The sequence below is a fragment of the Psychrobacter aquimaris genome, from assembly GCF_016107525.1.
Classification (GTDB): Bacteria; Pseudomonadota; Gammaproteobacteria; order Pseudomonadales; family Moraxellaceae; genus Psychrobacter; species Psychrobacter aquimaris.
Map to the genome: position 1 here is coordinate 139,664 of NZ_JABASR010000004.1, position 12,942 is coordinate 152,605.

Below are 12,942 nucleotides of genomic sequence, written 5' to 3' on the forward strand. Positions count from 1 at the left end.
GAAGTCTGATCGTCTTGTATAACTACCTATCACCATCATTCATTTAGATGATGGCTATCGACGGATACTTACAGCAATAATCAAAAGACCAAACGGCGCCATCACAAAACGAGAAAATCCAGCACGGGCTGGAAACGGTTAAGTAGGTCGTTCGACTGTTAAACGGGCTACGTTAACAATACAAAGGCAACAACGAACAGCTAAGCGGCATTAGTGCCTTCTTCTTGTTTGTAGTGAAAGGAGTGTGATGATCAGATATCGCTGCTTTAGCAATAAAAAACCTGCCATCTTGGGTGGTGCTAATTCACTGTAAGAAAAACCTCTACGGCGTTGATTGAGGTGATGCGCTTAGCTTGGCTATAATATCATGAAAAAAAATTTCAAACTAACGATATTGCTTATTTTCACAAATTAAGATATTTCTAAAAAACAATCAGTTAACAGCACTTTATTCATCATGACGCGTTGGTTATACTTTCCTATTTACTATTACATATTAATTATTTTATTAAATCAAACACTTGAATAAATTAAGAAAAATTTGGGCACTTTTAAACCAAAAAAAACTCCCCTTTATCGCTTGAGAATAAAGAGGAGTTGAGAGTAACAGCAATCAAAAGTGGCAAAGTAATATCAGACGCTCACAGCATCCTATTAACACTTATAACACCACCAACTTGGTCAGCAAAATAATCGTCAACACCCAAACTGGAATCGTGATTTCAGAGAACTTACCCGTCATCAGTTTTACCGCGGTAAAGGTGATAAAACCAAGCGCAATACCATCAGCGATAGAGTACGTCAGCGGGGTCAATAGCAGAACGACCGCTACTGGAGCCGCTTCTGTCAAATCTTCCCAGTTGATTTCTTTTAGGGTAAATAACATCAGTACCGACACATAGAAAATCGCGCCAGCTGTGGCGTAAGCGGGAATCATACCAGCCAATGGTGCAAAGAAAATACTCAGTACAAACAATACGCCAACCGTCACTGCCATCAGACCTGTACGGCCACCTGATGCCACTCCAGAAGCACTCTCAATATAACTGGTGGTCGATGACGTACCCAACATTGCACCAGCGACCGTAGCGGTAGAATCGGCCAATAGCGCTTTGTCCATATTAGGAATATTGCCGTCTTTATCGATTAAACCCGCTTTATTGGCGATGCCAACCAAGCTACCTGTCGTATCAAATAAATCGACGAATAAAAAAGCAAAAATAACACTGATCATACCAACGTCGAACGCACCCGCAATATCAAGCTCCAGAAGCGTTGGTGCGATTGATGGAGGAGCAGACATGACACCAGTAAACTGCGTATTACCCGTCAACAAGCTAATCACGGTGATAATTAAAATACCAATCGTCACGGCGCCTGGGACTTTTTTATAGACCAAACCAATAATAATAAAGAAACCTAAAGCAGCCATCATAGGCGCAAATGAGGTCATGTCACCAAGCATCAACAATGTCGAATCACGACCGACAATAATACCTGAGCTCTGTAGCGCAATAAATGCTAAGAAAGCACCAATACCTGCCACAATACCTTGCTTAAGGCTGGTTGGAATGGCATTGATAATCCATTCGCGAATCTTAAACAAACTCAAAATAATAAACAAACAACCCGATAAGAAAACAGCACCTAGCGCAGTTTGCCAAGCGTAGCCCATACCCAGTACGACGCCATAAGTAAAAAAGGCGTTCAAACCCATACCTGGGGCAAGTGCCACCGGCAGTCTGGCATAGATACCCATAATAAAGCAGCCTATTGCCGCTGCTAAACAAGTGGCAACAAATACCGCCCCTTTGTCCATACCAGCTTCCGCCAATACGTTGGGGTTTACAAAGATGATGTAAGCCATGGTCAAAAAGGTAGTTATACCGGCAAGGATTTCCGTTTTGACTGTGGTGTTTTCACCATTAATCCCAAAATAGCGTTCAATTGCATTCATAAGTGTCGCGCCCAGCTTGCTAGTGAAAGAACAAATTTATTGATGCCTAAAATAAATAAGACGTCATCCAATAAATGGCGACGTCATCATCAAAAGACAGCGGTAACAAGGTGCAACATTTTAGAGAAATTGCGGTACAAATTCAATCATTACCAGTGCCTTACGGGTACAAACCCACCTTTTCAGTTGATTGAGTCATAATAGCCAGACAATATTTCAGACATACGCATACAAATTAACCTTATACTATGAACCATATAGACAGCTGTTAATTATTTGGCATTTAACATTTTAACAAATGACCTTTTTAACATTTAACAGTACACTAGGCGGCTGATAGCAATATGCCACATTACTGTACTGTCATATCTTAGTTATTAAAGATCCTATCTGGTCTGCGTGTCGCGCCATACCAGCTATTATTAATTACCCATGAGTCCCATACATGCCTGAATCATTAAATATTATCGACCTTATTACCCAAGCCAGTCTCTTGGTGCAGATTGTGATGGCATTATTGTTATTGGCGTCTTTGCTCAGCTGGGTAATTATCTTTCGTATGAGCGCGCGGCTTGGTACGGCCAAAAACTTCGATCAACAGTTCGAAACTTGGTTTTGGTCAGGTGAGGATCTAGCCAAGCTGTACCAAGGCGTACAAGGTTCTCCTGAACGCCAAGGACTTGAGCAGATATTTTATGTGGGATTTTCTGAATACTTAAGAATGCATAAAAAGCGCCAACCCAAAGATGACATCATCGATGGTGTAGAGCGCAAGCTACGAGTCGGTTTAGGGCGTCAGCAGCAACTATTAGAATCAGGGCTTCCCACGCTAGCGAGTATTGGCTCAGTCGCGCCTTATATTGGATTGTTCGGTACGGTTTGGGGCATCATGAATGCCTTTTTAGGATTGTCACAAACGGAACAAGCGACCCTAGCGTCTGTCGCACCTGGGATTGCTGAAGCATTAATCGCAACCGCTATGGGCTTGTTTGCAGCGATTCCTGCCGTACTGGCGTATAACCACTTTACGGCCAAATCAAGCCGCCTTTATGATTCACGTGCTTTATTTTGTGATGAAATGACGGGCATGCTCCAGCGCGAGACCAGTGCAGAAAGCACTGTTGGTAGAGACAGTATCGCTACGAGAGAAACGCCATCTACTGCCACTCAGGCACAAGGACTATGAAATCATGAAACAAAGTCCCTATCGCCGTGAAAAAAAAGCGCTCAATGCGGAGATGAATGTCGTTCCTTATATCGACGTGATGTTGGTGCTGCTCGTCATATTTATGGTCACAGCGCCCATGCTGATTACGGGCGTCGATGTTGACTTGCCAAAAGAGCAAACCAATACTATGAGCCAAAGCCAACTACCGGTCATTGTGTCCTTGACCGATAGTGGCGAGATTTTTATCAGTTATGAAAACAATGTCGACCTGCCGATTAGTGAACCAGAGCTGATTGACACTCTATCCAATTTACAAAATCAAAGTAGCGATGCTGGGGCGCAGCCTTTACAAGTCATGATTAATGCCGATCAAAACAATCAATATGGCGCTATCATGACACTCATGGCCACCTTACAACAAGCAGGCATCCAAAAGGTGGGATTATTAACAGGCGCACCCTTACCCACACCATCATTATAATAAATCCTATTCAGCACTCAGCTTGCTATAATAAAGTAGATAATTTGATGAACCTCGTCCTTGAGTATCTTTACCATGCATAAAGCTCCTGTCGTTTATGTACCGACCCAACCTGAAGGCAATGGGCTAACGTTGCCTACGTTACTTAGCGTGCTGGCACATGGGCTTGTGATTGGGATACTCGTTTATACTTATCAACATACTAACACCGACACTGTGGAAAGTATTGAGACGGTCATGGTCTCACCTGAGCAATTGGCTGCAATGCAAGGTCAAATTCTTGCCAATCGTGCAGCGGCAGCTAGCGCGATGCAAGCTGAAACTGGTGCAAGCAGTGCATCGAGCACCTCATCATCAGAAAGTTTTAGCGATAGCACCAGCCAGCCAAACTCTCAGCGCGTGCCTGTCTTTACGCGCTCTAACGATCCTGCCAGTCAACCAATGCTGATGAGTGAAGAGCAGCATCAACGCTTACTTGAGCAAAATCAAGACTACGAACGTCGAATGGCAGAGTGGGCAGCACAATTAGATGAGTCGGTGACAGAAGAGCATAGTCAGGTGGAGCAAAACAAAAAAGAACAGCTAATAGAAGAACAAAAACAGCTAGGCGATTTCCGTAATAAACAAAATAACCCGCCTAAGATTACACGCCCCACTGCTACCGATCGAAACCTAAAAATTGATACAGGTGGTTCAGACAAAAAACTTAGCTTATCAGAAGATGGCGAGTCGACCCTATCTAGTGATACAGTAACCTCAAGTACGGCAAAAGGTAGCAGTCGTTCAACCTCAAGCGGTAGCCGCGGTGCTAGTAACAGTGAAATCATCAACCTAATCAAACGCAACTACAATCCGCCGACAGCAGCTAAAGGTTCAACTCAGCACACTACGCTAACAATCACTGTCAATACTAGCGGCACTGTAACCAATGTTTCAGCTTCAGGCCCTGATAGCACAGTCAATGAAGCAGCTGAACAAGCTGTTTGGGATACAGGTAGCTTTCCAATTGATGCTGATGATCCTAAATATCCTACTTTTACTATACAGTTTAAGGGTAGTAATTAATAAGTTGCTCTAAAACCATATTATTGCTAACTTTAGCTTAGACAACTTATACCTGTTACGATCTTACCGTACAATTAACTTGCCGCTTATAAAAAATAATTACTATTCCAATTTAGGAGTTTGACTTGGTCATGCGTACCCATAAAAAATTATTTCTCTCTTTACTTGCTAGCACTTCAAGCTTAATACTTGCTCCTAGTGTTTTGGCTGCACCTGTCGTTCTGGAATTGAATTACGATATTCCTGTTCAACAAAACCAAGTCGCGTTTGTACCGTTTGCTGGTGATTCAGTGTTATCGCCAATTATTCTAAATGATTTGAGCAAAACAGAGCTAAAAGTGACTAGCAAGGATCTACCACAGCAGCCGCGCAGTAGCAGCGAGCTGGCAGGCACATTGCCGGTATGGCAAAGCATGGGGATTCCTTATCTAGTGGTCGGCAGCACCCGCAGCAATCGCGGTAAAATAGTAACCGATTACGAAGTGATTGACGTTAAATCTGGTAGAGTAATCGAAGGCAAACAAAGCTTAACCGCGGACAATAATAAAGAAAGTATGCGCTATGCCGGTCACGTCATCGCCGATAAAGTATATGAGCTAATTACTGGTACGCCAGGTGACTTTTCAGGGCGTATTGCTTATATTGAAGAGATTGGTGCTGGTAAAGAAAAAGTCTCACGTTTAAAAGTGATGGATGCCGATGGCGAAAATGCCAAAACCATTACTGAAGTAACCGGTTCTATCTTTTCTCCAACATGGTCGCCAGATGGCAACCGCATCGCTTATTCCGTACAACGCGATAAATCTTATCCCGTTATTTATGTACAAAGTGTGAGCGGTGGCGGTGCAACCCCGTTAACCCCCTTCCCTGGCAGTAATCTCAGTCCATCATTTTCACCAGATGGCAGCAAGATATTATTTTCTAGCAGCTTTGAAGGCAGTGCCGATATTTATGAGATGAGTGCCAGTGGTGGTCAACCTAGACGGCTGATCAATTGGCCAAGCAGTGAAGTGCAACCAAGTTATGCGCCTGATGGCAAATCCTTTGTTTTTGTATCAGACAAAACTGGGTTTAACAAACCACAGATTTATCGTTATGAGTTTGGTTCAGGACGTACTACTAAGGTCTCAAGTAGCGGTTATGCCACTAGCCCGCAATTTAGTAGCGATGGCTCACAAATTGCCTTTTTAAGTGGTCGCTCAGCAGCGATCATGAATAGCGGCGGCGCGGTCACTGCTAATTTGGGCAATACAGGTATCGATGAAGCACCGAGCTTTTCGCCTAATGGTAAGCGTGTCGTCTACGCCTCAAAGCAAGGCGGCAAAGGCGTATTAACCATCAAATCATTGAATGGTGGCGAGTCATTTGGTAAGTCTGGTCAAGGCACTATTCGCTCACCAGTCTGGTCATCTAGTCCTAAATAAACCATATTTATCATTATCTTTCTTAATTCATAAAGCCTTGCTTCTAAAAAAGCGCCTAATTATTTATTAGGCGCTTTTTTACCTTGCGGGGAATGGTTAAGCAATGTTTGTACGAACCATTTTGCTTAAACAACTATTAGCTAAAAATTTAAATAATAGTGTTATTCATCGCTCGGATCACCCGCTGATGGATTTGGATGCCGCAGTTTTGCCACATCTTCAGCAGTAACGGTATCGGTAAAACCATTTAGGTCACTGACCACATATTGAGTAACCGCAGCCATCTGCGCATCGTTCATCATCCCATGGAATGACGGCATACCACGAAAGCCATTAATCAAGATATCGATGATGTAATACTTTGATTGCATCTTACTGTTATTCGCCAGTGGCGGATAATAGCCTGCCCCGTAAGCACCCTCGCCTTTATGCATGTGGCAAGCCGCACAAGAGTCGTGATACAGCTTTTTGCCATCTGTCGTCACAAAGGCATTTGTGCCTTCAAACTTTGCGTCCCACTCAGTAATGCTTGGGTCATCTTCCATATTGGGCAATGAGCTGTCATCGACAATATTGATAGCAGGTGCTGTAAGCTCTTCACGGCTCATATAAACGCCGCCCCACGCACCCGTATTTCGGCTTGCTTGATAGTCATTGGTTGTTAGGGAATCCTGATCTTGTACACTGGAAACCGTCACTTCATCATCTGACTGTTGACTACAGCCCAACAGTACTGTACTACTTATCCCACTCAGCAGCATCACCGTCAGCAGTTTGAGTGTCATGTTTTTCATGACTTTTTTCTTCAAGATTGCCTTCTTCAAGATTGCCTTCTTCAAGATTGCCTTCTTCAAGATTGCCTTCTTCACGATTGCATTGTCCATGATAGCCTCTGAATCTTATCGTTATTCATATTAACCAAGCGTTATTAAGCAAGCATTTTTGCTTTTTTATGTAGGCGCTTTGCGGCATCCATACCAGATAAAATAGCACCTTCTTGCCATGCCGGAATGTGTGAGCAATGCTCGCCCGCCAGTACAATACGATTATCAATACTGCACAAGGTGTCGTAATGCTGACGACGGGTCGACTCATTCCAAATACCATAACAGCCAAGCGTCCATGGAATACGGTGCCAGACAACTGATGTCCCTGCGCGGAATTCTTTTGGATACTGAGGATGGATGTATTTACCATAAGCAAGCGCGACATTAATACGTTCTTGCGGCGTTAAGGTATTAAACTTATAAGAAGTTGGACCATAACCATAAGCGCCAAGTAGCACGCCAGTACCATCTTTAAACATATTTTGTGAAGGATAGGCAATCTGCGCAATGGGCATATCGGTATAAGTCAGACCACCAAATATCCACTCGTCTTCTTCCCAAAACCGGCGATTGAACTCTAGACCAACTTTATAAGAAGTTTCATAAGGTACAGCGGCCATCGCCTGCTTCATCGGTTTTGAGACATTGATATCAAGCTGCGTCAGTACAGTAAGCGGAATATTGCACACGCACCAATCTGCACGAATGGTTTTGGTGGCACCATTTGGACTGTTGCTGTCTACATAATCGACCGTTACGCCACTGTCATCTTGATGGATTTTAGTGACTTTAGCATTAAACTCAATCAGATCACGGCATTCACGAGTGAACGCATCACCGATTTTCCCCATACCACCTACTGGCTGAAACATCGTCGGTTGATGAGCATAAGTCATATGGTTGCCATAAATATCTGCCCACATACCCGAATCTAATATCTCACTGATTGGCAAAGGTTTTGATGGTGTCGCATCAGGCATCAAGCCACCACCCGGAAACACATTAAAACCGCGATGTTTACTGGTCTCATTACTGGCGCGATAGCGATAATCTTTATCAAGCACACCCCAACCTTTTAAACCTTCTAATAGCTTTTCTTTATCCTCAGTATTGATCGAGCGATCAAGACCACCGACGTTGACTGATTTCGATAGCAGCTCCGCGACATGACCTTGGATATCGTTTTTCACATCGCCCAAACGCTGCGGTACGCCGTCGAAATGAGTACTTCGATGCAAATAAGCACGATCATTGGTTTGAATAAAGGGCTGCATTTCAACACCGAACTGTTTGCAATAATGGAAGACGGCATAATGATGGCTTGGCAGACGCCACGGTCCACCATTAAAGTAATTGCCCTCTTCAAAATCACAGGTGACTTCTTCGCCGCCAAGCTCGGTATATTTATCACCGCTGTTCAATGTCCAGCTACGACCGCCGCCACGATTTTGATATTCGAGCACTTTGACATCGTAGCCCGCTTTACGTAACTCATAAGCTGCGGTCAGCCCGCCAAGACCCGCACCAAGAATGACGATACTAGCGCCCGGAGGTGCACCCTTAAGATCCATGGTCTCTTTAAAACTCGACTCTGACGCAAATCCTAATGTCGTCATCGCCTGATACATCGCGGTCGCGCCTGCTGTTTTACCAATCATCGAGAGCAGTTGGCGCCGCGTTGGTGATTGAAGCATATCTTTCATAATAATGTCCTTAAAGTAGACGTTCGTGCAAGACGGTAGGTGCTTTTTTTATTAATAACGACTCAATTTCATTAATCTACTTGGCTTAATTTTATCTATATTTGCCAATTTATAGCGCTCTACCTTGCTGCCCTTCGTCCTTGTCTGATAATAACCATGTGAAATGTATTTATAATGTTCGTTACTGCACTGTCTTATTAAATATAAACATTCAAATTAACGACGGCGCCTAGACCGCAAGATTGCTCGTATAATAAATACAATGATAATAATAGCCACGATGATGCCGATTACTGCCAGTAAGCCCGCATATTTGATTAAAAAGGGCTTGTTAGCACTCGTCGTTGCGATACGATCAACATCACTAGCACTCACATCACTACTGGTAAGACCACCAAAATTCACACGTACATAATTGGTGATACCAGCGATTTGCTCACTATTTAGCTCGTCTGAAAACCCTGGCATGATGGGCGACGTATTAGTCGCTCCCTCTACCCCATGAAGGATCATATTGACCAGCGCATCAGGTTTTTCGCGGCGAATGCTGCTGAGTCCAACGATAGGGGCGTAACGCGCATCAGGCTGACCATAACCATCAACGCCGTGACAACTACCACAGGCTGCCAAATATAGCGATTCTGGTGAATTGCTGCCATTACTCACCTGCTCTTTGGCTTGGGCTAAATAGTCTTTTTGCGCCAGTAAATCATGAGTGATAGATTCGCTAATGGGTGTTGGTAAACGCGAGACATCAACGGCTGCGACCTTATCATCTGTTTGGATAGCAGGTACCGCTTTTAGATAAGAAGCAATGGCAGTCAAATCTTCATTTTTTAGGTAGCGCGTACTATGCGCAACTGCCTCACCCATAGGACCACCCGCATAGGCGCGCTGGTCAAGCTCACCAGTACGCAGATAAGTGACAATATCTTGTTCACTCCAACTACCGATACCGCTCGACTCGTCAGGCGTGATATTTGGTGCATGCCAATGACCAAGCTGAGCACCTGAAAGATACATTTTTTTATCAAAACCCATGGTGCTATTACGCGGGGTATGGCAAGTACCGCAGTGCTCTAAGTTATTGACAATATATTCACCACGTTGCTGCGTCTCGGTGAGACCATCACGGTTTTCAGTAGACGGGACATTGAGAAAATTCCAGCCAATCATTAAGCTGCGAATGTTAAAGGGAAATGGTAGGTCAGTTTTATATTTTGGGGCTTCATCGACAGCAGGTACGGTTTGCAGATAAGCAAACAACGCACTGATATCTTCTTCTTTCATACCACCATAAGAAGGATATGGCATGGCAGGGTAAAGCATATGGCTTGGCGTACGGCCTTTTTGCAACGCGTTCTTTAAATCCGTTTCGGTATAATTACCGATACCGTAACGTTTAGACGGGGTAATGTTGGTTGAATAGATATCCCCCATCGGCGTTTCGATCTCTGTACCGCCAGTATAATCTTCGCCGTGACATGCCATACAGTCAGCAGCACGGGCAATGTAGGCACCGCGGTTGACAAGCTCGCTATTGGCTGGACTAATATTAGGTAGACTGGCATTAGGCAAACTAGCATTGGCTAGGCTCGTATTAACGACGCTTGCGCCTTCAGCCATCACAGCGCTGGAGGTCATACCAATGACGAGCATCGATAACATCACAGAAAGTGGCTTCATAATATCCTCATATAGCTGGCACCTAGGGTGTTGTAATTATTATTAGGACGAATTATTGAGACGAGACATTCGATATGGAGCAAGTCTTTATGACAGATTGATTGTTAGACTCAACTGATAATCCATTAAATGAGGTAGCAAATCATCCAGTAAATGCTTAATAAAATAGGGTGATAAAAACAACTCCAGAAAAATACTTGCTAGAGAATGTCTACTCACTCTACTAATGTAAGACTATTTCGCTACTATTACTTATGGAGTAACTTATTGGTCTCAAATTTTTACAAAACTTAAAGAACCACTTCATCGCTATCATTTTTTGATAAGGTAGTATATTTTTTTATATTATAATAATAGACAATTTAAATAATATCTTTAAAATCAGCAATTAAAGCCCTATTTTTTGGTCGTATACCTTTTATAAAAGAGCTGTCATTGTAAGTAACTTTCACAAATGCGCTTCATTTTTTGTCATCACTGGTTTTAGCGGTACATAATAGATACATAGGCTTAAGTCAGAACTCGCTTTTTTTACCCGTCATATTGTGATGATGCTATGAAACAAGCTATTGCACCGCATCATATTTTGTTTATGATAGGCGCTATTTCCACGTTGCCGATCGCCGCCTGAGACACCACTATGAAGTTATCAATACTCGCTTATATATTTACATCAGCTCTATTACTGACAGGCTGTCAATCGTTTCAGTTTGTCGACAGCCCTATTCCTGTTAATGCCACCCCTATCAATAGCATACTGGTCAAAAATGCGCCTACCACCACTGTACAAAATCAAAATACTACCAGTACAAAAAATCAAAATTAGTGCCATCACACCATCACACTCATAAAATAAATAAAAAAAAGGCAGATATCGGTTTGATATCTGCCTTTAATATTTAATAAATAACTTTTAATGACTCAATAGCTACTCATTTCAGCGGCGTGCTGATGCTGGCTGATGCTTGATAATTGTCTTGGCCAAATGATCGCCGAACCAAATAGCCGTATCAATATCTCCGGCTCCTGGTGTTTCCTCAGGTGGACCATCAAGTGACTGGGTCATCAAGCCCAAAAAGCTAGATAGACGGTTTAAATCATGAGCTTCATGGCCTGTCGGCATCAGCGGTAATCCAATCCAGTTCATACCGTGCTGCATCGCATATAAAGAAATCTGCTGCAATACCGCCAGCTTATCACCGCTCAGCCCACCAGAGTTGGCAAAAGCCGCTGCCCACTTGCCTTCCCATTTACGATGATACCAGCGCTTTGAGGTTTCATCCATAAACGTCTTAAATTCAGCAGTGACACTACCCATATATACGGCACTACCGAAAACCAGCAAATCAGCTTGATCTAAATAATCCCAGTCAACCTTGTGGACATCAACGGTTTTGGCCTGTGCTTCTGGCAATTGCTGGCGTGCCCCTTTGACGATCGCTTCAGCGACGCGCTTGGTATGACCGTAATTGCTATGATAAATAACGGCAATAGATACAGTCGGTATGCTATCAGTAGTTAAAGACGATTTGGCAGGTGTATTCATACAAACTCTAATAATGGCTATAAATGGTTAGATAAAAACAATATAAGTTCAACAGTTAATCGCACGCAACAGCAAATAGCGTAATCCTACGCAGTTCCACGTACAATGACCAACGCCATCCGCCCTGTAGCAGGCTGCTGCAGATGCGTTTGACGCCGATAAGAGTAATAGTAGTCATCAGCATAACTACAGCTGCTAGATAAGGTGTCATCTACTATAACATCCAAAGTGTTTAGCTGATCCGCTGCCAACTTTGGTAAGTTCAGCTTGACCTTACCCGAATCAACTGTAGCACAGCTTGACGGTTTATCAACCGTATTATGTAAATCCTGAGTGTTGCTATCGCCTTTAATAACAGCCACAGAATCTATGACGTATAACGAATCAAAATGTTCAATGTTTGCTGTATTCAATAACTTATTTTCTGTGCAACCTTTTAGTAATTGGTTGCGGACTTGAGCGCCAACTTCATAGCTGTCTTGACTGATACAAACGCCAATCCAAGCTTTGACTTGTCCCGATTCCGTAAAGCGTTGAACAGTCGCTTGAATAACCCCGCAAGCCAGACCTTGCCAACCAGCATGAATCGCTGCCATTTGACCACTAGCTGGCTGATATAAGACTATCGGCACACAGTCAGCCGTCATTATCGCCAGCCCAAGGCCTTGTTGCCGACTGACCATCGCGTCAGCAGACATTGGCGTCATACATAGCGCTGTGCCATCAATATCATGAATTTGCTTGCCATGAACTTGGTTAACCCAGTGCAAGCGTTTGATGGGTACATGTTTAGGGTCTTTCGACGATAAGGGTACAAGCTGCTCATTGATGGCAGATAATAAGCGCATGCGATTGCTCAGCACTTTTGCAGCATCGTCATTGACATGCAAACCTAAATTTAGCTCACCGTAATTCGCTTGACGTTGCTGTCGTACCATCTGTTCTGTGGGTTGGTCTGGTGAGTCAACATCATCGCTCGCAAAGGCGGCTGTTTGAAAAACAGCCACATCATCAATCTGTGCAAGCAATGTCATAGGAAAGTTATGAGTCATGGCTGATTTACCGTCTTAATGGGTAGTTTCTAC

At 43.5% G+C, this 12,942-nt stretch carries 11 protein-coding genes; 5 read left to right on the forward strand and 6 right to left on the reverse strand.

Annotated elements, in window-relative coordinates:
* Positions 1 to 661: 661 nt before the first annotated feature.
* Positions 662 to 1,957 (reverse strand): NCS2 family permease, encoded by a 1,296-nt coding sequence (locus JFC10_RS05125; protein ID WP_193012417.1) that lies wholly within the window; start codon positions 1,955 to 1,957, stop codon positions 662 to 664.
* A gap of 445 nt (positions 1,958 to 2,402) precedes the next feature.
* Here JFC10_RS05125 and tolQ point away from each other — a divergent pair, with 445 nt between their 5' ends.
* The 4 genes from tolQ (at position 2,403) to JFC10_RS05145 (ending at position 6,095) form a co-directional block, all read left to right on the forward strand.
* Positions 2,403 to 3,143 (forward strand): protein TolQ, encoded by a 741-nt coding sequence (gene tolQ / locus JFC10_RS05130; RefSeq protein WP_198331958.1) that lies wholly within the window; start codon positions 2,403 to 2,405, stop codon positions 3,141 to 3,143.
* Between the two features lie 4 nt (positions 3,144 to 3,147).
* Positions 3,148 to 3,606: a protein TolR gene (gene tolR, locus JFC10_RS05135; RefSeq protein WP_198331959.1), complete on the forward strand. Its 459-nt coding sequence runs from the start codon at positions 3,148 to 3,150 to the stop codon at positions 3,604 to 3,606.
* 75 nt (positions 3,607 to 3,681) lie between these two features.
* Entirely contained in the window at positions 3,682 to 4,671 is a 990-nt protein-coding gene (locus tag JFC10_RS05140; RefSeq protein ID WP_198331960.1) for a cell envelope integrity protein TolA, read from the forward strand.
* A 131-nt stretch (positions 4,672 to 4,802) separates the two neighbouring features.
* On the forward strand, positions 4,803 to 6,095 hold the full coding sequence (locus tag JFC10_RS05145; protein ID WP_198331961.1) for a PD40 domain-containing protein: 1,293 nt from the start codon (positions 4,803 to 4,805) through the stop codon (positions 6,093 to 6,095).
* 161 nt (positions 6,096 to 6,256) lie between these two features.
* On the opposite strand, the gene JFC10_RS05150 is transcribed toward JFC10_RS05145, so the two are convergent.
* The 3 genes from JFC10_RS05150 to JFC10_RS05160 all read right to left on the reverse strand — a co-directional run bounded on the left by JFC10_RS05150 (position 6,257) and on the right by JFC10_RS05160 (position 10,311).
* Positions 6,257 to 6,889: a c-type cytochrome gene (locus JFC10_RS05150; protein WP_198331962.1), complete on the reverse strand. Its 633-nt coding sequence runs from the start codon at positions 6,887 to 6,889 to the stop codon at positions 6,257 to 6,259.
* A 134-nt stretch (positions 6,890 to 7,023) separates the two neighbouring features.
* Complete coding sequence (locus JFC10_RS05155) at positions 7,024 to 8,625, reverse strand: flavin monoamine oxidase family protein (protein ID WP_198331963.1); 1,602 nt, start codon at positions 8,623 to 8,625, stop codon at positions 7,024 to 7,026.
* A 216-nt stretch (positions 8,626 to 8,841) separates the two neighbouring features.
* Entirely contained in the window at positions 8,842 to 10,311 is a 1,470-nt protein-coding gene (locus JFC10_RS05160) for a cytochrome c (RefSeq protein ID WP_198331964.1), read from the reverse strand.
* A gap of 640 nt (positions 10,312 to 10,951) precedes the next feature.
* Here JFC10_RS05160 and JFC10_RS05165 point away from each other — a divergent pair.
* A complete protein-coding gene (locus JFC10_RS05165) occupies positions 10,952 to 11,137 on the forward strand; it encodes a hypothetical protein (protein ID WP_198331965.1) in 186 nt (61 codons plus the stop codon).
* 111 nt (positions 11,138 to 11,248) lie between these two features.
* Here the strand turns inward: JFC10_RS05165 and JFC10_RS05170 are convergent, their stop codons facing one another.
* Complete coding sequence (locus tag JFC10_RS05170; RefSeq protein WP_198331966.1) at positions 11,249 to 11,857, reverse strand: flavodoxin family protein; 609 nt, start codon at positions 11,855 to 11,857, stop codon at positions 11,249 to 11,251.
* Positions 11,858 to 11,943: 86 nt separating this feature from the next.
* Positions 11,944 to 12,909, reverse strand: a complete 966-nt coding sequence (locus JFC10_RS05175; protein ID WP_198331967.1) for a polyphenol oxidase family protein — start codon at positions 12,907 to 12,909, stop codon at positions 11,944 to 11,946.
* Between the last annotated feature and the right edge of the window lie 33 nt (positions 12,910 to 12,942).